Annotated in this window: 20 protein-coding genes; 16 read left to right on the forward strand and 4 right to left on the reverse strand. The window is 65.2% G+C overall.

The annotated features are described in order from the left end of the window. Positions 1–34: 34 nt before the first annotated feature. From HUS66_RS09285 to HUS66_RS09305, 5 genes are all read left to right on the forward strand, one after another. Positions 35–1150, forward strand: coding sequence for a metal ABC transporter solute-binding protein, Zn/Mn family (locus HUS66_RS09285; protein ID WP_175070630.1), 1116 nt, complete (start codon positions 35–37; stop codon positions 1148–1150). 102 nt (positions 1151–1252) lie between these two features. After that, entirely contained in the window at positions 1253–1921 is a 669-nt protein-coding gene (locus tag HUS66_RS09290; protein WP_175070631.1) for an ABC transporter ATP-binding protein, read from the forward strand. Between the two features lie 35 nt (positions 1922–1956). Further along, the gene (locus tag HUS66_RS09295) at positions 1957–4509 is read left to right on the forward strand and encodes an FtsX-like permease family protein (RefSeq protein WP_254628766.1); all 2553 of its coding nucleotides are present in this window, start codon (positions 1957–1959) and stop codon (positions 4507–4509) included. Then, positions 4506–5771 carry a lipocalin-like domain-containing protein gene (locus tag HUS66_RS09300; RefSeq protein WP_254628767.1) on the forward strand — a complete coding sequence of 422 codons (1266 nt, stop codon included), beginning with the start codon at positions 4506–4508 and terminating at the stop codon, positions 5769–5771. Before HUS66_RS09295 ends, HUS66_RS09300 begins: the two co-directional genes overlap by 4 nt. 264 nt (positions 5772–6035) lie before the next feature. Next, positions 6036–6398 carry a DUF6482 family protein gene (locus HUS66_RS09305; RefSeq protein ID WP_175070632.1) on the forward strand — a complete coding sequence of 121 codons (363 nt, stop codon included), beginning with the start codon at positions 6036–6038 and terminating at the stop codon, positions 6396–6398. 240 nt (positions 6399–6638) lie between these two features. On the opposite strand, the gene HUS66_RS09310 is transcribed toward HUS66_RS09305, so the two are convergent. The 4 genes from HUS66_RS09310 to HUS66_RS09325 form a co-directional block, all read right to left on the reverse strand. Beyond that, a complete protein-coding gene (locus HUS66_RS09310; RefSeq protein ID WP_254628768.1) occupies positions 6639–7607 on the reverse strand; it encodes an ABC transporter substrate-binding protein in 969 nt (322 codons plus the stop codon). A 211-nt stretch (positions 7608–7818) separates the two neighbouring features. Next, positions 7819–8352 carry a lactoylglutathione lyase gene (gloA, locus tag HUS66_RS09315; RefSeq protein WP_175070633.1) on the reverse strand — a complete coding sequence of 178 codons (534 nt, stop codon included), beginning with the start codon at positions 8350–8352 and terminating at the stop codon, positions 7819–7821. Between the two features lie 94 nt (positions 8353–8446). Continuing rightward, a complete protein-coding gene (locus tag HUS66_RS09320; RefSeq protein WP_175070634.1) occupies positions 8447–10030 on the reverse strand; it encodes a GMC family oxidoreductase in 1584 nt (527 codons plus the stop codon). A gap of 45 nt (positions 10031–10075) precedes the next feature. After that, complete coding sequence (locus HUS66_RS09325; RefSeq protein WP_254628769.1) at positions 10076–10642, reverse strand: twin-arginine translocation signal domain-containing protein; 567 nt, start codon at positions 10640–10642, stop codon at positions 10076–10078. 250 nt (positions 10643–10892) lie between these two features. Here HUS66_RS09325 and HUS66_RS09330 point away from each other — a divergent pair, with 250 nt between their 5' ends. The 11 genes from HUS66_RS09330 to HUS66_RS09380 all read left to right on the forward strand — a co-directional run bounded on the left by HUS66_RS09330 (position 10893) and on the right by HUS66_RS09380 (position 19738). Next, positions 10893–11186, forward strand: a complete 294-nt coding sequence (locus HUS66_RS09330; protein ID WP_175070635.1) for a ribbon-helix-helix domain-containing protein — start codon at positions 10893–10895, stop codon at positions 11184–11186. 113 nt (positions 11187–11299) lie between these two features. Next, the gene (locus HUS66_RS09335) at positions 11300–11806 is read left to right on the forward strand and encodes a C40 family peptidase (RefSeq protein WP_175070636.1); all 507 of its coding nucleotides are present in this window, start codon (positions 11300–11302) and stop codon (positions 11804–11806) included. 159 nt (positions 11807–11965) lie between these two features. Continuing rightward, a complete protein-coding gene (locus tag HUS66_RS09340) occupies positions 11966–12604 on the forward strand; it encodes a peroxiredoxin (RefSeq protein ID WP_175070637.1) in 639 nt (212 codons plus the stop codon). A 182-nt stretch (positions 12605–12786) separates the two neighbouring features. Further along, positions 12787–13848, forward strand: a complete 1062-nt coding sequence (locus tag HUS66_RS09345) for an ABC transporter substrate-binding protein (RefSeq protein ID WP_175070638.1) — start codon at positions 12787–12789, stop codon at positions 13846–13848. Beyond that, positions 13845–14606, forward strand: a complete 762-nt coding sequence (locus tag HUS66_RS09350; protein WP_282848533.1) for an ABC transporter permease — start codon at positions 13845–13847, stop codon at positions 14604–14606. The genes HUS66_RS09345 and HUS66_RS09350 overlap by 4 nt, the downstream gene beginning before the upstream one ends. Beyond that, positions 14594–15397 carry an ABC transporter ATP-binding protein gene (locus HUS66_RS09355; protein WP_282848535.1) on the forward strand — a complete coding sequence of 268 codons (804 nt, stop codon included), beginning with the start codon at positions 14594–14596 and terminating at the stop codon, positions 15395–15397. Before HUS66_RS09350 ends, HUS66_RS09355 begins: the two co-directional genes overlap by 13 nt. Positions 15398–15488: 91 nt before the next feature. Further along, complete coding sequence (locus tag HUS66_RS09360) at positions 15489–15791, forward strand: hypothetical protein (protein ID WP_175070639.1); 303 nt, start codon at positions 15489–15491, stop codon at positions 15789–15791. Between the two features lie 97 nt (positions 15792–15888). Then, positions 15889–16731, forward strand: a complete 843-nt coding sequence (locus HUS66_RS09365; protein WP_175070640.1) for a thermostable hemolysin — start codon at positions 15889–15891, stop codon at positions 16729–16731. Next, positions 16721–18232 (forward strand): AMP-binding protein, encoded by a 1512-nt coding sequence (locus HUS66_RS09370; RefSeq protein WP_175070641.1) that lies wholly within the window; start codon positions 16721–16723, stop codon positions 18230–18232. The genes HUS66_RS09365 and HUS66_RS09370 overlap by 11 nt, the downstream gene beginning before the upstream one ends. Further along, a complete protein-coding gene (locus HUS66_RS09375; RefSeq protein ID WP_175070642.1) occupies positions 18229–18921 on the forward strand; it encodes a TenA family transcriptional regulator in 693 nt (230 codons plus the stop codon). Before HUS66_RS09370 ends, HUS66_RS09375 begins: the two co-directional genes overlap by 4 nt. After that, the gene (locus HUS66_RS09380; RefSeq protein WP_175070643.1) at positions 18908–19738 is read left to right on the forward strand and encodes an SDR family oxidoreductase; all 831 of its coding nucleotides are present in this window, start codon (positions 18908–18910) and stop codon (positions 19736–19738) included. The genes HUS66_RS09375 and HUS66_RS09380 overlap by 14 nt, the downstream gene beginning before the upstream one ends. Positions 19739–19741: the final 3 nt, after the last annotated feature.

The raw sequence follows: 19741 nt of genomic DNA on the forward strand, positions 1-19741 counted from the left end.
AGCCATCCCCATATCCCCTACAGGAGCCCATGCCATGCGCCATTCCATTTCACTGGGATTTGCCCTGGCCGCCACGATGGCGACCGCCACGCCCCTCTATGCCGATGAGCCGACCGACGTACCTATCAATGTCGTGGCGAGCTTCAGCGTGCTTGCCGATATGGTCGAAGAAGTCGGCGGCGATCACGTCTCGGTCACGGCGCTGGTCGGCCCCGACAGCGACCCGCACATGTTCTCGCCGAGCCCCACCGAGGCCCGCGCGGTCGCCAAGGCCGACCTGGTAGTCTTCAACGGCCTGAACTACGAGGGCTGGATGGAGCGGCTGATCGACTCCAGCGACTATCAAGGCGCCATGGTCACCGCCACCGAAGGCATCACGCCGTTGACCTTCCACGGGCACGACCACGGCGGTCATGATCATGAAACTCACGGCCAAGAACACGATCACGACCACCATGGCCACGACGATCATGATCAAAGTGGCCATCACCATGAGCAGGGCAGCCCGGACCCACACGCCTGGCAGGATCTCGGCAATGCCATCACCTATGTCGCCAACATCCGCGACGGCCTGATCGCCGCCGACCCGGCCCATGCCGATGCCTACCGCGCTAATGCCAGCCGCTACAGCGAAGCCATCACATCGCTGGATGAGGAACTCCACGCCCTGCTCGCCGAGGTGCCCGCCAACAGCAGCGTGATCACCGGTCATGAAGCCTTCGACTACTTCGCCAACGCCTATGGCATCACCTTCCTGTCACCGAGCGGACTTTCCACCTCGTCCGAGCCCTCGGCGGCCGACCTGGCCCGACTGATCGACGTGATCCGTGACGAAGGCGTCAGCGCGCTGTTCAACGAGAGCATGACCAGCACCGCGACCCTTGAGCAGCTTTCCGAGGAAACCGGTCTGCCAATCGCCGGCACCCTGTATTCCGGCTCCCTTTCCGCCGAAGGCGAGGCCTCGACCTACCTGGGCATGATGCGCCACAACGCCGAGGTGCTGCATAACGCCCTGGGCGTGGCCGGCCATCAGGCCGAGCGGGCGCCTGAACAGATGCATGACCATGAAGAGAGTCACGACCATGGCCATGCACATGAATATGACCAGCAGCACGAGCTAGCCGACGATCACAGCGGTCACGACCACTGAGCGTTAAGGCGTTAAAAAGCCGCTTCATCGGGCGCTCCCTGCGGGGGGCGCCTTTTTTATGGGATGCTGTCGGCACAAGGCTCACGCTCGCCAGGAGGCGTCATGCTCGAGATGCGCGATATCCGCAAGGCCTACGCCACCCCACAAGGGCCGCTGTCGGTGCTCGAGGGGGTCGATCTCAGCCTTGCCGCCGGGGCGAGCCTGGCGCTGATGGGCGAGTCGGGCAGCGGCAAGTCGACCCTGTTGCACCTGGCCGCCGGCCTCGATACCCCCGATAGCGGTGAAATCAGCCTCGACGGCCAGCGCCTCTCGGCGGCCAGCGAACCCGCTCGGGCTGGCCTGCGCCGCACGCGGCTGGGACTGGTTTTCCAGCAGTTCCACCTGGTGCCGAGCCTGTCGGTCGCCGACAACCTGACCCTGCAGGCGCGCCTGGCGGGGCGCGAGACGCCGGACTGGAGCGGGGAGTTGCTGACGCGACTGGGGCTTGCCGAGATGGCCGACCGCTATCCCGAGCAGCTCTCCGGTGGCCAGCAGCAGCGTCTCGCCATCGGCCGCGCCCTGGCCGGGCGCCCGGCCCTGCTGCTGGCCGACGAGCCCACCGGCAACTTGGATGAGGCCAGCGCCGAAACGGTGCTGACCCTGCTGCTGGAACTGGTTCGCGACAGCGGCTGTGCACTGTTGATGGTAACCCATAGCACGCGGGTAGCGAGCCGCCTGGAACGGCGCCTGACGCTTTCCCATGGTCGGCTGCTGGCCGAGGAGGCGCGATGATCACGGGGCGTCGCTCTCCTCGTCTGGTTTCTCGCATGGCTCCTCACTTGGTTCCTCATTTGGCCATGGCGCGCACCGCGCTGATCACGCTGCTTTCTCACTACCGCCGTCATCCAGGGCAGTTGGCCATGTTGCTGGTCGGCCTGTGGGTCGCCAGCGCCCTGTGGAGCGGCGTGCAGGCGATCAATGCCTCGGCCCGCGACAGCTACGCCCGCGCCGAGGCGCTGCTCTCCCCCCGCCTCGAGCGCCTCGAACGCCGTGACGGTGCGCCCCTTGGCTACGCCGACTTCACCACCCTGCGCCGCGCCGGCCTGCCGGTATCGCCGCTGATCGAAGGCACTATCGAGCTTAACGACGGCCAGCGTCTGAATGTGCTGGGCATCGAGCCGCTAAGCCTGCCGGCAGGCGGCATCGGTGAAGATCGCCGCACCGGCAATGGCGGTGAGGATGGCGCGAATCCTCTCGGCCTGCTGCAGCCCCCCGGCCAGACTCGGCTCGCCCCTGAAACCCTCGCCACCCTGAATTTTTCCCCGGGAGAGCGCCCTATCACCGCAGGCGGCGAACGTCTGCCACCGCTTGTCATAGACGCCCAGTTACCGCCGGGCACTCTGTTGGTGGATATCGCTCGCGCCGCCGAGCTGCTCAAGCGCGGCCCCCGCATCGATACCCTGCTGTTGGCACCGGGCACACCGGCAGCGCTGCCCGCGGCCTATCGACGAACGCCCGCCGCCCAGGGGCTGTCGCCCGGCCAGCTCACCGAGAGCTTCCATCTCAACCTGACCGCCATGGGTCTGTTGGCGCTGGTGGTGGGGCTGCTGATCGTGCATGCCGCCTTGGGTCTTGCCCTGGAGCAGCGCCTGGGGCTACTGCGTACCCTGCGCGCCTTGGGGGTGCCGGGACGTACCCTGGTCGCCCTGCTGGCCGTCGAGCTCGTCTTGCTGGGGCTGGCTGGCACCTTGCCCGGTATTCTCGCCGGGCTGTGGCTGGCCAACATCCTGCTGCCGGACGTTGCGGCAAGCCTCGAAGCGCTCTTCTCGGCATCGGTCGGGGCCAGCCTGTCGCTGCCCTGGCATTTCTGGGCCGGCAGCCTAGCCATCACCCTGGGCGGCCTGGCCACCGCCGGCCTCGGGATGCTGTGGCGCACGGCACGGTTGGATATTCTCGCCCTCGGTCACGCCCTGTCATCCCACGCGGACAGTCGCCGCCGGCAGCGGCGCCAGGCGGGGCTCGCTACCCTGGCCTGGGTTTTTGCACTCGGGCTGTGGGCATGGCCGGCGCCCTCCGGCACGCCCAGCTTGATCGCCGGTTTCGCCATGGTCGCGCTGGCGCTGGCCGGCAGCGCCCTTGCCCTGCCGGTGCTGCTTGGCGCGGCCCTGGAAGGCCTCAAACGCTGTCTGGGTGGCAACTCGCCGCGCACCGCCCTGATTCGCTGGGCGCTGGCCGACCTTCAGCTGCAGTTGCCCCGGCTGCAGCTCGCGATGATGGCGCTGCTGCTGGCGCTTGCCACCAATCTCGGCGTCACCGGCATGGTGGGCGGCTTTCGGCTTACCTTCCTCGACTGGCTCGATCAGCGCCTGGTCGCCGACCTTTATCTGCGTCCGCCACCCGCAGCCTATGACAGCTGGCGCGATTGGCTCGAAACCCGGCCCGAGATCGCCACCTTGCTCGAACGCCGCGAGACCGATACCCGCCTGATCGGCGCAGAGGGCGAGCGCCCGGTGGCCCTGCAGGGCATCAGCGCCGACCCGGCGCTGACCGCAAGCTGGCCGCTACTGGCGACCCTGAACGCTGACCGAGCGGCGGCCTGGCAGTCGCTGCGCGAAGGGGCGGCGCTGATCAACGAGCAGCTGGCAATTGCCACCGGCCTGGCCCCGGGGGATATGCTGACGCTTGCCAGCCCCAGCGGGCCCTTCACCGCACAGGTGGCAGGCATCTATCCGGACTACGGCAATCCTCGCGGCGAAGTGACCCTGACGGTGGAGCGGCTGATCCAGCGCTTCGCGGCCAAGCCGGGCTCAATGGGGTTGGTGCTCACTCCAGGTCTGGCGGCGGCCGATGAAGCCGCCCTGCGCCAGAGGCTGACGCGCCCTCTGCCGGCGTCGGGCGAGGCGCTGGCACCATCGCTGGTCGACCAGCGCAGCGTGCATCGTCAGGCCCGCCAGGTCTTCGAGCGCACCTTCGCCGTGACCCGCGCGCTAACCGGCCTGACCCTTGGCGTCGCCGCGCTGGCGCTGTTCACCGGCCTGCTGGCCCAGGCCCGCGAGCGCCGTGCCCGGCTGGCGCCGCTATGGGCGCTGGGCCTTGGCCGCACCACCCTGCTCGGCGTGACACTGGCTCAGCTCGGTGGCCTGGCACTGGCCACGGCATTGCTTGCGCTGCCGCTGGGGGTCGCGTTGAACTGGGCCCTGGTCGCCGAGATCAATGTTGCCGCCTTCGGCTGGCGGCTGCCGCTGCACGTCTTCCCCGCCGCCTGGGTGCAGGCGCTAGGGCTCGCCGTGCTGGTGGCCCTGCTGGCCGCCGCGCTGCCGGCCTGGCGGCTATGGCGCGCGCCGCCGCGTCAGCTGCTCGAGGAGTTCTCCGCCTCATGAACCGTCGCTCGACGATACGTCGTCTTTTTACCCGCCTTCCACGCTGGAAGCGCATGCTGCTGGCGGGACTTATGCTGGCACTCGTGCTGGGGCTTGTGCTTAGCCTCGCGCTGCTGGCTTGGCCAACACGCCACTCGACTCCACCTGCGGCCCAGGCGTCGAACGGCGGCTTCGCGGGCCTTGGCCGCGCGGCCGAGGGTTTCACGCAGGCGAGGCCCGGCCAGGTACTGCGCTTCCCCGAGGATCACGGCGCGCATCCCGGCTTTCGTACCGAATGGTGGTACCTCACCGCCAACCTCCACGATGAGCAGGGCCGGCCGCTGGGCGTGCAGTGGACGCTGTTTCGCCAGGCGCTGGCGCCGCCTTTGGCCCCTCGAGGCACGAGCGAGGCAGCCGGCATGACCAATCCCTGGGCCTCGAATCAGCTATGGATGGCCCACGCTGCCGTCTCCCAGGGCGAGGAACATGTGGTCGCCGAGCGCCTGTCACGCGGCAGCCCGGATGGCCTTGCCGGCCCGGCAGGGGTGCGCGCCGCGCCCTTCGCCGCCTGGGTCGACGACTGGCAGCTAACCGGCACCGTCCCCAGTGCTCTCTCAAGCACTGCCGATGCTCTGAGCCAGCTGAGCGTTAGCGCCACCCTGGATGAGGCCACCCGCTATCGGCTGACGCTGACCGCCAAGGGGCCGCTCGTCGCCCACGGCGAGGCCGGCTTCAGCCAGAAGGCCGCCGACGGCCAGGGTTCCTTCTATTACAGCCAGCCCTTTTATCAAGCCGAGGGTGAGGTGACCCTTAACGGTGAGACCCACCGCGTCAGCGGCCGGGCATGGCTCGACCGGGAATGGAGCAGCCAACTGCTCGGCGAGGCTCAGCAAGGCTGGGACTGGCTGTCGCTGCATCTCGCCGATGGCAGCAAGCTGATGGCTTTTCGCCTGCGCGGTGGCGCGGCGGATGAAGGAAACGCGCAAGACGATAGCGCTGATTACCTGTCCGGCAGCCTGATCAGCACCGATGGCATCCTCACACCGCTTGGCCCCACCGAGCTTTCGCTGACGCCACTTGCCGAGAGCTCGGTAGCCGGTCGGCGGCTACCCACCCGTTGGCGACTCGAGGTACCCGGCCAGGGGCTCGACTTGACGATCGCCGCACGCAACCCCAACCGCTGGATGACGACGCAAGTGCCCTATTGGGAAGGCGCGGTGACGGTCGCAGGCCCCGACGGCCGGCCGCGCGGGGAAGGCTATCTGGAAATGACCGGCTACTAAGCGCTCGGACTCAAGCCACCACAGATCAGTCAGCCATGGATCAGCCAGCCATGGATCAGCCAGCCATGGATCAGCCAGCCGAGGATCAATCAACGATAAAACTTATACAGAGCTATCAGCCAGTACCCGCAGCGCTGCACGCGCCTAACGCGCTATCGTTCACCAGCGAGCGTTTATATCGCCTTTATCGGCTCACAAAGCACTGGACAGTCGGCCAAAAAATTCTACATTAATTGTACAAACCCCTATTCTGGAGCCCACACCATGGCCGCCAACGACACGCCCATTGAAGACTATCCCGTGCCAGAGGCGCAGTTCACTCTCGCCAGCCTATCCCACGCTCTCCATCAGGGCATGTCGCCGATTGTCGAGGTCAAGTCCATGGATGGCATCTACTCGGTGCGCTTCCATCATGCCAAGGGCATGTCGAGTTTGGTCGACGAGTCAGGGAGTGTCTGTACCTTCAAGGGTACCGGCGAAATCCGCGACCTGATGGGCTCGCTTGGCCTGACTCATGGTGTGCTGACCTGGGCAGACCAGTGCGGTGACGAAATGATTGGCGTGCCCAGCAAACCGATCACCGTCGAGGAAATGCTCACCTACGGCACCCGCATTGCCTTTCGCTGAGCGCGATGGCATACACTCCAAGACCCGCGGGCCAGACCGACGAACGACTCTTGCGAAGTTCTTCTTTACGAGAAATACGTCTTTTCAAGCAAGCCCTGACGAACGAGTCGCGAAGAGCGCATCGTGACGAACGGGTTCTGACGAATCATCCCTGATACACCAAAAAGACCGCCCGAAGGCGGTCTATCGCTAACGTTGTCGTTACGATCTTGCCCTTGCGTCAGGGCAGCAGCGCAGCGCTCAGGACTCGAAGTCGAAGGCTTCCTGCAGGGCAGGCCAGGCCGGCTTGCCGTCGATGGTGGTCACACCATCGACAAAGGCTTCGATGCGATCCGGATGCTGGTTGATCCACTCGACCGCGACTTCGTCCGGGTCACGTTCTTCAAAGCTGAACTCGTAGATCATCGCGCTCTGATCGTCGGCGCTGAAGGTCAGCTGATCGAGCAGACGAGTCGCATTGGGGTGCGCCTCTGAATAGGGTTTGTTAAGCAGCGTGCGTACATCACTGCCGCCACCGTCCGGGCCCCACATGTCCTCGGTGTCTTCGAGATAGACCACATCGTATTCGATGTTCATCCAGTGCGGCGTCCAGCCGGCGAAGACGATCCATTCATCGTTGCTGATGGCGTTCTTGACGGCACTGAGCATGCCCGGTGTCGATGTTTCCACCGGCTTCCAGTCACCCAGGCCATAGGTGTCGTTATCGATGGCCTCGTTGAGGGTGTCGCTCATGCCGGAGCCGACTTCGATGGAGAAGATTTCACGGCCGAACTTATCGGCGAACTCCGGCTTGTCCAGGTCACCGACCTGCTTCACGCCGGCCTCGGCCACGTAACGCGGTACGGCGAAGCCGATCAGGGCGCCATCGACGTTGTTGCCCAGGTCGACCAGGGTGTCCTTTTCCATTGAGGCGTCATACATCGGCTGCTGAGCGGGCAGCCAAGCCGCCATGAAGGCGTCGACTTCATTCAGGTTCAGTGCCTCGTAGGCAATCGTCGCGCCAATTTCCTGCTGGCTGGGCTCGTAGCCAAGTGCCTCCAGCAGCTCGGCAGCGAGCTGGGTCTTGACCGTGACGCCCGGCCAGGACGGCGTGGCGAAACGGATCTCAGCGCTTTCATCAGCGGAGGCGAAAGCCGGCAGCAGGGCCAACGGTGCGGCGATAAGGCCGCTAGCGAGGATGCGGGTCATGGGACGGTTGGGGTTGTTCAAGGGATGAATCCTTGGCAGGTCATGCCATGAATGGGTTCGGAGCAACGCTACTCCTATCTACCGTTGGTCGCAAAAACGCCCCGCACAGGCGGGGCGTATTGGGCACTCCACGGCAGGAGTTGACGACGGGGTTGCGGCCTATGTCGCCGACACAATCGCCAACACCGTCCTCAACTCTGTCCTCAGTTCCGTTCTCAAAGGCATCCGCGGGTCAGTCCCCGATGTTGGCCAGGCGTGCGGCTTCGACGATCTCGATCCAGTAACCATCGACATCCTTGACGAAGACCACGTCCTTCATCTTGCCTTGATCGGCGCGCTTGACGAACTCGACCTCATTGGCATCGAACCACTCAACGGCGGCGTCGAGATCCGGTACCGAAAAGCAGATGTGGCCAAAGCCCTGTGGCTCGGCATTGCCATCGTGGTAGGCGAAGTCTTCCTGGTTCTCGGTGCCCCAGTTGTGGGTCAGCTCGAGCAGCCCCTTCTGGCTGAAGGTCCAGACGGTGCGCTGCCCCTTGTCTTCGGGCACCTCATCGCCGTCTTCGAGCCGCGCCAGGAAATACAGCGAGAAGCCGAGTTCCTCGAAGTCCAGCTTGCGCAGCACGCGCATGCCGAACACGCGGGTATAGAAGGCCAGCGACTTTTCGGGATCCTTGACCCGCACCATGGTGTGGTTGAGGCGAAAGCCCTGGGACTCGGCGGTGGGCGCCTGAACGCCGGGATGCTGCTCTCCGGTAAAGCTCATGGTATCTCCCTTCTAGTCGTTTAGTCGTTGCGGTTGAGTAGGGTATGGGGGCGGGCCGGCACGACTTCCACCCCCGTGGAATGCGCAGGCTTTCCTAAACGATGCCTTCCTTCATCAACTGGCCAATATGCTCGGCCTGGCGAATCGCCAGCGAGACGATGGTCAGCGTCGGATTCTCTGTTGCGGATGTCGTGAACTGGCTGCCATCGGAGATGAACAGGTTGGGGATATCGTGGCTCTGCCCGAAGCCGTTGCAAACTCCGTCCTGGGCGCGCTGGCTCATGCGGCACGAGCCCAGGTTATGGGTCGAGGGATAGGGCGGTGTGCGATAGATATTCTTGGCCCCCACCGATTCATAGATCGCCGAGCCTTGACGATAGGCATGTTCGCGCATCGCGATGTCATTGGGGTGATCATCATAGTGGACGTTGGCCACCGGCATGCCGAAGGCATCCTTGAGATCGGTATTCAGGGTGATGCGATTGCTTTCCCTGGGCATATCCTCGCCCACCAGCCACATCCCGGCCATGTGGTCGTACTGGTCGAGGGCGCCGGTGAAGTCGCTGCCCCAGGCGCCAGGATCGAAGAAAGCGGCCATGAACGGCAGGCCCAGTGATACGGTTTCCATTTCATAACCGCCGACAAAGCCCCGCGATGGATCATGATGCGCTTCGTCGGAAATGATCCCGGCCATGGTGGTGCCGCGATACATGTGGACCGGCTCGTCAAAGGTGGCGTAAACCGAGCCGGTGGTGTGGCGCATGTAATTGCGACCAACCTGGCCTGAGCTGTTGGCCAGACCATCCGGAAACAGCGATGACGCCGAATTGAGAAGCAGCCGGGGCGTTTCCAGTGAATTACCGGCGACGGCCACCAGCCGTGCCTTTTGACGCTGCTGATCGCCATTGGCATCGAAGTAGACCACGCCTGTCACCTTGCCCTGGGCATCGTGCTCGATGTGGGCCACATGCGACTGGGGCCGCAGCTCCATGTGCCCCGTGGCGATCGCCGCCGGTAGCTCGGTGTAAAGCGTCGACCACTTGGCGCCGGTGCGACAGCCCTGGAAGCAGAAGCCGCGCTGCTGACAGGACGCTCGGCCATCTCGAATCTGGCTGTTGATCGCCATATGCCCGGTGTTGCATTCATAACCCAGGTTCTTGGCTCCGGTGTACATTACATGAAAGTTGTTATTGCCCGGCAGCCCGGGAATGTCATTGGTCCGGGTAACGCCCATGCGGTCTTCGGCTCGCGTGTAATAGGGCGCCAGCTCATCATAGGTCACCGGCCAATCGAGCAGATTGGCCCCCTCGACCTTGCCGTATTCGCTCAGGGCCCGAAACTCATGGGGCTGAATACGCAGGCTGGCGCCGGCCCAGTGTACCGTGGTGCCCCCCACCGACTTGACGATCCAGGCCGGTAGATTCGGGAAGTCCTTGGCCAGCCGAAAGCTGCCGGAGGTGGTTCGCGGGTCCAGCCACGCCAGTTGGCTGAAAGAGGCCCATTCGTCGGCCAGGAAGTCATCGCGGGTATGAATCGCGCCGGCCTCGAGCACGACGACATCGATGCCCTGTTGGGCCAGTTCGTTCGCGAGGGTGCCGCCCCCGGCGCCGGAACCGATGATCACTGCCACATGATCGTCGTCGTGCTGGAAACGTGTCTGGTTGTCAGTCATGGCCATGATGATTCTCCTCTACTTTGTCGCGTTTTTTGTCTTTTTTAGGACTCAGGACGGCACTTCGCCGGGCATATAGCCGTTGGCGGGCTGTGGCGGTTCGGGCAACCAGGTCAGGTCACTGAACCCGTTGTAGAGGTAGCCCTTGTCGCCCTCCTCGCCCTGGTAGCCGAAATGCGTGAAGGCCAAAGGATTGTTGTATAACGAGACGATGGCAGTGGAGCGGACCTTCTCGAAGAAGGACGTGCCTTCAAGCGAGGCGACCCGCAGATACTGATCATTTGGTGCGAGAGCCAGCCAATCGCCGCTGGCATCATCATCGAGCGCCTTGACCCCTCCCTGTAGCAGGGTGCGGTTAGCCTCGGCCTCGGCGGCACGGTCCAGGTCTTTGACTACGAAGGCATAGACGGCATCCTCGAGCCCGGGATGCGGGAACAGGTGTTTCGTGACCTGAAGCAACACCTCACCTTCGTGTGAACTCAGCGCATCGAGCGGCATGGCCCAGCTACGACTGGGGGCCAACAGAGCGATAGGCCCACTGGCGAAGGCCAGGGTACCGACCAGGGCACCACCGGTCGTTTTCAGGAAGGTGCGGCGTGATAGCGATGTGGACGGCATGACGAATCTCCCCATGGGATCGAGCAGAGAGGTCACAACATCTCGCGGCGACCTCGCAGGTGGTGATGACTCACCATGCCAGCGGCATGGCGACAGACATCTGATTCCGAGGCTATGCCTGAAATAGGGAGGCGGGGTAACAGCGGATTACTACTTAGCCGAAGGTAGAAGTTAAGCGCTTCAACATGGCTCTCTGCTCATAGCGAAGCTAATGTAGAAATTATTAGCATCCTATGTGGCGGGTAATTCCATGTGTCATGTTTATGCATCAACGCATCCCAAGCGCTACGAAAGCACTACTCGCTCGGTCCGTCTGCAGGGCAGCGTGACCAGCGTCAGGCTGGAAAACGAGTTCTGGGATATCCTCGATTGTCTGGCCAACGATCAGGGCATGACGGCCGGACGCTTCATCAGCAAACTCTATGGCGAAGTCATCGCGGAAAAGGGCAGCGTGCCCAATCTGGCATCGATGCTGCGCGTGGCTTGTGCCGTCCATCTTCACCTCAGCAATGTGCCGACAACGCTATCGCACCAACCGGCCTAGCCGCGCAATAAAAAAGACTGGTAATAAAAAGACACGCCGAAACAAACAGATAAAAAGAAATGAACAGGCACGGCGAGAGACGACGACACCACGAAAGGCAAAGGCGCAACGATATGCAGAGTCTTCTGGCGATATCTCGACGATCAAGGCCGATAGGCCTGCCAGCATCCGTGCTGCCGTTACTGCTGCTACTGACCCTGCTTGCCGGCTGCGCCAGCCCGCAGCTCGCCACCGATGATCGCGCCGCCGGGCTCTCCATCGAGCGGCTGCTGGTGCTCGACCAGGCCCGTGACGCCCTCGGCACGCCCTATCGCTGGGGCGGCGCCTCGACCAACGGGCTAGACTGCTCGGGACTGGTGCTGGTCAGCTACCGCGCGGCAGGGCTGCAAGTACCGCGCACCGCCGATGATCAGTACCAGGCTTTACCGCCTATCGAGGCGGCACGTCCGGGAGACCTGCTGTTCTTCGGCAGCGGTCGCCGCGCCAGCCATGTGGGCATCTATGCAGGCAACGGCCAGATGATTCACGCTCCGGGACGCGGACGAAAGGTCACCACGACCTCGCTGGACCTGGACTACTGGCAGAAACGCTTTCTGGGTGCCGCCGCGCCGGCGCCCTGAAAACGTTGGCAAGCTGCGACGGCATCCTGCCGCGCGGGTTATTTTTCACCATATCCTTATGGGAAATCGGCTTATCGCAGCCCTTGTTTCCCGGCCGCCTCGTCCTGATATAGAGGGTGAGGCAAGATGTGACGATCACAGACTTCCAAGGAGGACAGCATGGCTCTGCAACTTGGCGATATCGCTCCGGACTTCACCCAGGACAGCACCGACGGCCCGATCAACTTCCATGAGTGGGCCGGCGATAGCTGGGTGATCCTGTTCTCGCACCCCAAGGACTTCACCCCAGTCTGCACCACCGAGCTAGGCGAGGTTTCGCGCCTCAAGCCAGAATTCGACAAACGCCACACCAAGGCGATCGGCCTGTCAGTAGATCCGCTTGCCGATCACAAGACCTGGGTCGGCGACATCCAGGAGACCCAGGGCCAGGCGCTGAACTTCCCGCTGCTGGCCGATGCCGACCGCAAGGTCAGCGACCTGTACGGCATGATTCATCCCAACGCCAACGACACCCTGACGGTGCGCAGCGTCTTCATCATCGACCCCAACAAGAAGCTGCGCCTAACCCTCACCTACCCGGCCAGCACCGGGCGCAACTTCGACGAAATCCTCCGGGTGCTCGACAGCCTGCAGCTCACCGACGGTTACAAGGTGGCCACGCCGGTCAACTGGCGCGACGGCGATGACTGCATCATCGTGCCTGCCGTCAGCAATGAGGAAGCCAAGACCTTGTTCCCGCAAGGCTGGGACGAGAAGAAGCCTTACCTGCGCGTGACCAAGCAGCCCAACAAGGGCTGAGGTAAGCATCCAGTGCCGCCAGCTCGGCTTGAACGCTGAGCACCGGCAGCCGACCGTCGCCCTTGGGGGCGGCGGTCTTTTTTTATTGATATGGTTATAAGCAAATCGTCCAAGCAGAACTTTCCGAGCCACTGATCCAACCGATATGATCGGCGGCCCCTTACGCCTTCCGGAGACTGCTCATGTTGCGCTTCACCCGCCGCCTGGGCGCCATGGCCCTTTTGTTGCTCGCGCTGCCCGGCCTGGCCCAAGCAAACACCGCCGATGACGCCACCACCCTTCAGGTCGGCTATATGCCGATCCTGCCCGTCGCACAGCTGTTCGTCATGGAAGGCGAAGGCTGGACCGAGGAGGCGGGCCTCGATCTCGAGTTGACCCGTTTCTCCAGCGGCCCGGCCATGGTTCAGGCGCTGGCTTCCGGCGAGCTGGATGTCATGTACTTCGGTATCGGCCCCGCCATGGTGGCCCGCGCCAATGGCGTGCCCCTCAAGGTGCTCGCCGCCAGCATCAAGGAACAGATCGGCCTGGTGGCCCGCGGCGACTTCGCCGGTGAGTTCGAGAACGCCACCGCCCAGGAAGCCATCGCCCACTTCACCGAGACGCAGGGCCGCAAGCCCAAGATCGCCACCTTCCCCAAGGGCTCGGTACCCGACACCGTACTGCGCTACTACCTGACCCAGCAGTTGGGCCTGTCACTGGATAGCGTGGACATCGTCGCCATGGGCGCCGACCGGGTGCAGCAGGCGCTACTCGCCGGCGCCGTGGATGCCGCCTCGATCCTCGAGCCGATCCTGACCACCGTCCAGGAGCGCGATGACAGCGCTCGCGTGGTCGCCCGCGGCGGCGACATGCTGCCCAACCAGCCGGGCGCCGTGCTGGCCGCCCGCGAAAGCGTACTCGCCGATCAGCCCGAGGCCATGCAGCGGCTGATGGCGCTGCACATCCGTGCCACCGACATGCTGGTCGACGACCCCGAGCGCGCCGCGCCCCATGTGCGCGAGTTCGTCGGCAAGCGCCTGGTGCCGCTGGCCACCGTCGAGGCCGCCCTGCGTTCGCCGTCGTCCAACTATCTGAGCGATCCCCACGCGATCATCGACGCTACCCGCGTGATGCGCGACTTCCAGCTCGACAACGGCACCCTGCGCCAGTCGGTGGATATCGAGGCGCTGTTCGATACCGGCCTCTATGACGCCGCCAAGGCCGAGCTGGATGAAGGCAACGACGGCGAGGCCAGCGCGCCGTGAGTCGCCTGTCTCGCCCCCGCCGCCTATTGATCAGCGCCCTGGGGCTTGCCGGCTTCATCGCCCTGTGGGAGGTGAGCCTGCGCGCCGGGTTGCTGCCGGGCAACCTGGTGCCGCTGCCGTCGACCATTCCCGGCGTATTCTGGGCCGAGATCGCCGACGGCATCTGGTTCGAAGTGGTCCGCTCCAGCCTGTCGCACTACGCCGTGGGCGTGGCGATCGGCTCGCTGCTCGGCATCACGGTCGGTGTCGGCGCCGCCCTGGTGCCGACCTTCAACGCCCTGCACGCCTGGCTCGCCCGGCTGCTGCGACCGATTCCGCCGCTGGCCTGGATTCCGTTCGCCATCATCTGGTTCGGCGTCAACCCCACCGCGGCGGCCTTTATCATCAGCATCGGCGTGTTCTGGATCAATTACTTCACCAGCTACAGCGCGGTGCGCTCGGTGGACCCGGGCTATGACGAGGTCGCCATCGCCTTCGGCCAGCAGCGCTTCGTGGACCGCCTGGCCAAGGTCAGCCTGCCGGCCGCAGCACCGGGCATCCTCGGCGGCCTGCGCGCCGGCCTCGGCCAGGGCTGGATGACCGTGGTCGCCGCCGAGCTATTCGGCATTCCCGGAATTGGCCAGCGCATGATGGAAGCCTCGGGCCTGCTGGCCACCGATATCGTGGTGGTCTACATGCTGACCATCGCCGGACTCTATGCGCTGTTCGATGCGCTGTTCATGGTCGTGCAACGGAGGATGCTGCGGTGGCAACCCTGAGCGATACTCCCCTTCAAGATGATGCGTCCTCGGCGGTGCTGCGCGCCCAGGGAGTCAGCCTCGGCTTTAGCGGCACCACCATCCTGCAAGGCGTCGATCTCGAGGTGCAGCCCCGTGAGTTCGTCGCCGTGGTCGGCGCCTCGGGGGTCGGCAAGTCGACCCTCTTGCGCGCCCTGGCCGGGCTGATCGCCCCCCGCCGGGGAGAGGTCGAGATCCCCGCCGGCAACAGCCCCGACACCCGCGCCTGGTCGATGGTCTTCCAGGCACCGCGCCTCTTCCCTTGGCGCCGGGTGCGCGCCAACGTCGAACTGGGCCTCGAGGGCTTGTCGCTGTCCAGGGCCCAACGACGCGAGCGCGCCCTGGAGCCCCTGGCGCTGGTCGGCCTCGACGACTACGCCGAGCGTTGGCCGCATACCCTGTCTGGCGGCCAGCAGCAGCGGGTCGGCATCGCCCGGGCATTGGCCGTGCGGCCGCGCGTGCTGTTCATGGACGAGCCCTTCTCGGCGCTGGATGCCATCACCCGGCGCCGCCTGCAGAACGAGCTCGTCGACCTGCGGCGCCGAAGCGACGCCGCCATCGTCTTCGTCACCCACGATATCGAGGAGGCCGTGCTGCTGGCCGACCGGGTGCTGGTGCTGGGCGGTGGAAAGGACGACACCCCGGCCGGCATGCGCGATGTGATCGATGTCGCGCTGCCCAAAGAGGAGCGCCGCGAGCACCCCGGCTTCGCCGAGTGCGTGCAGCGCATCGAAGGCCTGATCGGCACCTCGGCTGCCAACGATGCGCCCTGATACGCGCTCTCTGAACATGCAGCATGAAGGTGAAAATTAACCGAGCGGCCAGCCTTTACGTCGCGTTTTACATCATGTCTGGAGTCTCGCCATGTCGACCCTTAACGTACTGCTGCATGCCCCCACCCCCGGCTCGCTTGCCAGGGCCCGGCGCAATGCCGTCAACCTGCTGGCCGCGCGCCCAAGCGCCGAGGTGCTGATCGTCGCCAACGGCGGCGGTGTTGCGGCGGCGCTGGAAACCCCCGATGCGGCCACCGACCCGCTGCTGCGGCTGTGCCGCAACTCGCTGACGGCCCAGGGGCTCGAGAACCCGGCAGGCATCGAGGAAGTCGAAGCGGCGGTGGTCACCCTGGCCGAGCATCAGGCCGCTGGATGGGGCTATATCCGCTGTTGAAAATATCCCCACACATATTCGAATGGGGGTGGCTATCTTAAGCCAGCGTTAATACTCGCCGACCACACTGTCAGGGAAGCTCATGGAGGCGACCCTGATGTCCTATCACCCAGCTACGTCCCTGTTCGATGCACCGCTAGAAGGCCGAGCCGGCGCCACCTTACCGGGCACCCTCTCCGCTCCCCCGTCGGGTACTCTTGAAGGTACTCTTGAAGGTACTCGTGACCGCACTCTTGGCGGTACGCTTGCCAACAACTTGCCCGATCCGCTGCCCGGCGTAAGCTCGGCCGAACGATCGTCTGACCGTTCAGGGCTGCGAACGGGGCTGCGAACAAGCGCACCGCTCTCCTGGCATATCGCCGAAAACCGCCATCAGCGGTCCGCCCTCGAGACGCTGATACGGGAGCGCTTCGCTGGCGACCACGGCGCCCGGATCAGCCACTTCCTGCCTCGTCTGCTGGGCCTCTGGCAGGGCGAGCTTGCTCAGGCGGCCGTCGGCGCCCAGTGCGCCGACGATGCACCCCTGTTTCTCGAAGCCTATCTCGATACCTCCATCGAGCGGACCCTTAGCGAATCCTTCGGCCAGCCGGTGGACCGCTCGAGCATCGTCGAGATCGGCAACCTGGCCTGCAAGCGCCCTGGGCTGCAGCGCGCGCTGATTCTGAACCTGGTCGAGCAGCTGCACGACGAGGGCTATGCCTGGCTGGTCTTCACCGCGACTCCTGCGGTGCGCAATGGCTTTCGCCGACTGGGGCTTTCCGCCAGCCCCTTGGCGCTGGCCGACCCGGCACGCCTCTCAGCCCAGAGCCGCGAGGCCTGGGGCAGTTACTACGAGCTGGTGCCCTGGGTGATGGGCGGCTCGCTGACGCTTGCCTATGCCAACCTCGAGGCCCAGGGGATGTTGCCCAGCCGCCAGCGGGAGGGCCGCCATGTCCGCTGAACGCAAGCGCTTCCTGGCGGCCATCGCGGAGCATGCCCGGGCCCGGCCCGACCACATCGCCCTGGACGACGGGCAGGCACGGTTGAGCTACGCCGAGCTGCTCGCCGAAGTCGACCGGCGGCGCGAACGGCTGGCGGCGCGGAATGCCCGGCGCGTTGGCCTGGCGCTGGATAACGGACTCGAGTGGGCGCTGTGGGATCTCGCCCTGCTCAGCGATGAGCGAGTGGCCGTCCCGGTGCCGGGCTTCTTCTCCGCCTCACAGCGCAAGCACCTGGTCGCCAGCGCAGGGCTGGATGGCTGGATCGGCGCCGGCTTTGAAGCGACCGCACTCGGCTTCGCCCCGAGCGACGATGCCGCCATCGCCTGCCGAACGGTCAGCCGGCCTCCCGAGATGCATGCGGGCACCGCCAAGATCACCTTCACCTCCGGCACCAGCGGCGCGCCCAAGGGCGTGTGTCTCGATAACACGGCCATGCTGCGGGTCGCCGAAAGCATTGCCACTCTCGTCGCGCCCCTCGACATCCGTCGCCACCTGGCCATGCTGCCGCTGGCCACCCTGCTCGAGAATATCGGCGGGCTCTATGTGCCGCTATGGCTCGGTGCGAGCTGCCACCTTCCGAACATGGCGACGCTCGGCTGGCAGGGCGCCAGCGGCTTCTGCCCGCGCACCGCGATGTCGGTCATCGAGTCCGTGAAGCCCCAGAGCCTGATCCTGGTGCCGCAGCTGCTCCAGGCCCTGCTGGCCTTAGCCCCGGAGGCGCCGGAGAGTCTGTCCTTCGTCGCGGCCGGCGGGGCCCGCCTGGCCCCGGTGCTGCTTGCCCAGGCGGAAGAGCGCGGCTGGCCGGTCTTCGAAGGCTACGGGCTATCGGAGTGCGCCTCGGTGGTCTGCCTGAACCGCCCCGGCGAGCCGGCTCACGGCGTCGGCCGCCCGCTGGCCCATGCCAAGGTGCGCCTCTCCGCCGACGGTGACGTCGAGATCAGCGGCGCCACCATGCTCGGCTATCTTGGCGAAGCCCCCATCGGCGACTGGTATTCAAGCGATGACCTGGGCCGCCTGGTGTCTTACCCGGACGGCGAGCGCTTGCATCTCGACGGCCGCCGCCGCGAGGTCTTCATTACCGCCTACGGTCGCAACGTCGACCCACAGTGGGTCGAGTCCGAACTCACTCTGCAGCCGATGATCGCCCAGGCCCTGGTGCATGGCGAAGCGCTGGACCACAACCGGGCGCTGATCGTGCCTCGGGACCCGAGCAGCGACGATGCCACCCTGGCCGCGGCCATCAGCGCCGCCAATGCCCGGCTGCCTGACTATGCACGGGTGCACGCCTGGCGGCGCACGACGCCCTTTACGCCCGCCAATGATCAACTCACGGCCAATGGACGCCTGCGGCGCGCGAGCGTCTTCGAGGCCTACCGTGACTGGCTGAGCGCCGAGACCGAATCGACCGTCACGCCGACGCCTGCATCCCCTTCTTTCGATACCACAGGAGCCGCCTCATGAGCGCCTACCAACGCCTGCTTGCCGAGACCCAGACCGAGCGCGAGGCCATGCTTTCCATCCCGCTATTGCAGCGGGCTCAGCGTGGCGAGGTCAGCCACGCCGAATACCTGGCCTTTCTCGGCCAGGCCTATCACCACGTGCGCTTCACCGTGCCCTTGATGATGGCCTGCGGCGCCAGGCTGCCCGCCACCAAGGGGTGGCTACGCGATGCCTTGGTGGAGTACATCGACGAGGAGCATGGCCACGAGAAGTGGATTCTCGACGACATTCGCGTCGCGGGCGGCGACCCCGATGCCGTGGCGGCGGCCATGCCGGCGCCGGCGACCCGACTGATGGTCGGCCATGTGCGCGACGTGATTACCCACGACAACCCGGTGGGCTTCTTCGGCATGGTGTTGGTACTGGAAGGCACCAGTACGGCGCTGGCCACCCAGGCCGCCGAGGCGCTCCAGCAGCGCCTCGGCCTGCCCAAGGAGGCCTTTCGCTACCTGCTCTCCCACGGCAGCCTGGATATCGGCCACATGGCCTTCTTTGAGAAGCTCATCGACACTCTCGACGAAGACGACCTGGCCGCGGTGATCGACACCGCCGCCATGGTCTATCGCCTGTACGGCGCCATGTTCCGCGGCGTCGAAGCCGCCTGTGGCGATGGCGATGTCAGCCGGGAGCTCGCCGATGCCCTCTGCTAAGTTTCCCTGGTCGCGAAAGCCCTCCCTGGAGGGCGGCTGGCCGGCTCAGCGCATCCTGGTCACCGGTGCCAGCGGCGGCATCGGCCGTGCCCTGGTCAAGGAGCTGGCCGCCACCGGCGCCCATGTGCTGGCCAGCGGTCGCAACCGTCAGGCCCTGGCCGCGCTGGCGGCCGAGAACCCCGAACACATCAGCGTGGAAGCCGCCGACCTGACCGACGCCGACGACCGCGCGCGTCTGGCCGAGGCGGCGCGGCGTGCCGACTGCAATGTGCTGATCAACGCGGCCGGCATCAATCATGTCGGCCTGTTCGAGAACGAGGCGGAAGACAGCATCGCCGAGCTGATCAACGTCAATCTGACCGCCACCCTGCAGTTGATTCATCAGCTGTTGCCACAGTTGATGGCGGCCCGCCAGGGTCAGCTGGTCAATGTGGGCTCGACCTTCGGCGCCATCGGCTATCCGTCCCAGGCCAGCTACTGTGCCACCAAGTTCGCGCTGCGCGGCTTTTCCCAGGCGCTGCGCCGTGAGCTGGCCGATACCCGGGTGCGGGTGCTGTATGTCGCCCCGCGCGCGACCCGCACCGCCATGAACAGCCCGAAGGTGGACGCCATGAACGAGGCGCTGGGCACCACCATGGACACGCCCGAGCGGGTGGCGCGAGCCGTTCGCCGAGCCATCGAAGGACAGCGCGAGGAGACCCAGGTGGGGTGGCCGGAAAGCCTCTTCGTGCGGCTCAACGCCATCGTGCCGCGGTTGGTCGATCGCGCCCTGCATCGCCAACTGCCGATCATTCGCCGCTTCGTCGGCAAGCCCTGAGGA

The sequence above is a fragment of the Onishia taeanensis genome, from assembly GCF_013349955.1.
Lineage (GTDB): Bacteria > Pseudomonadota > Gammaproteobacteria > Pseudomonadales > Halomonadaceae > Onishia > Onishia taeanensis_B.

Coding starts and splice junctions, on each gene's coding strand:
- HUS66_RS09285 (WP_175070630.1), top strand. CDS start 35: ATGCGCCATTCCATTTCACTGGGATTTGCCCTGGCCGCCACGATGGCG.
- HUS66_RS09290 (WP_175070631.1), top strand. CDS start 1,253: ATGCTCGAGATGCGCGATATCCGCAAGGCCTACGCCACCCCACAAGGG.
- HUS66_RS09295 (WP_254628766.1), top strand. CDS start 1,957: ATGGCTCCTCACTTGGTTCCTCATTTGGCCATGGCGCGCACCGCGCTG.
- HUS66_RS09300 (WP_254628767.1), top strand. CDS start 4,506: ATGAACCGTCGCTCGACGATACGTCGTCTTTTTACCCGCCTTCCACGC.
- HUS66_RS09305 (WP_175070632.1), top strand. CDS start 6,036: ATGGCCGCCAACGACACGCCCATTGAAGACTATCCCGTGCCAGAGGCG.
- gloA (WP_175070633.1), bottom strand. CDS start 8,352: ATGAGCTTTACCGGAGAGCAGCATCCCGGCGTTCAGGCGCCCACCGCC.
- HUS66_RS09320 (WP_175070634.1), bottom strand. CDS start 10,030: ATGGCCATGACTGACAACCAGACACGTTTCCAGCACGACGACGATCAT.
- HUS66_RS09325 (WP_254628769.1), bottom strand. CDS start 10,642: ATGCCGTCCACATCGCTATCACGCCGCACCTTCCTGAAAACGACCGGT.
- HUS66_RS09330 (WP_175070635.1), top strand. CDS start 10,893: ATGTGTCATGTTTATGCATCAACGCATCCCAAGCGCTACGAAAGCACT.
- HUS66_RS09335 (WP_175070636.1), top strand. CDS start 11,300: ATGCAGAGTCTTCTGGCGATATCTCGACGATCAAGGCCGATAGGCCTG.
- HUS66_RS09340 (WP_175070637.1), top strand. CDS start 11,966: ATGGCTCTGCAACTTGGCGATATCGCTCCGGACTTCACCCAGGACAGC.
- HUS66_RS09345 (WP_175070638.1), top strand. CDS start 12,787: ATGTTGCGCTTCACCCGCCGCCTGGGCGCCATGGCCCTTTTGTTGCTC.
- HUS66_RS09360 (WP_175070639.1), top strand. CDS start 15,489: ATGTCGACCCTTAACGTACTGCTGCATGCCCCCACCCCCGGCTCGCTT.
- HUS66_RS09365 (WP_175070640.1), top strand. CDS start 15,889: ATGTCCTATCACCCAGCTACGTCCCTGTTCGATGCACCGCTAGAAGGC.
- HUS66_RS09370 (WP_175070641.1), top strand. CDS start 16,721: ATGTCCGCTGAACGCAAGCGCTTCCTGGCGGCCATCGCGGAGCATGCC.
- HUS66_RS09375 (WP_175070642.1), top strand. CDS start 18,229: ATGAGCGCCTACCAACGCCTGCTTGCCGAGACCCAGACCGAGCGCGAG.
- HUS66_RS09380 (WP_175070643.1), top strand. CDS start 18,908: ATGCCCTCTGCTAAGTTTCCCTGGTCGCGAAAGCCCTCCCTGGAGGGC.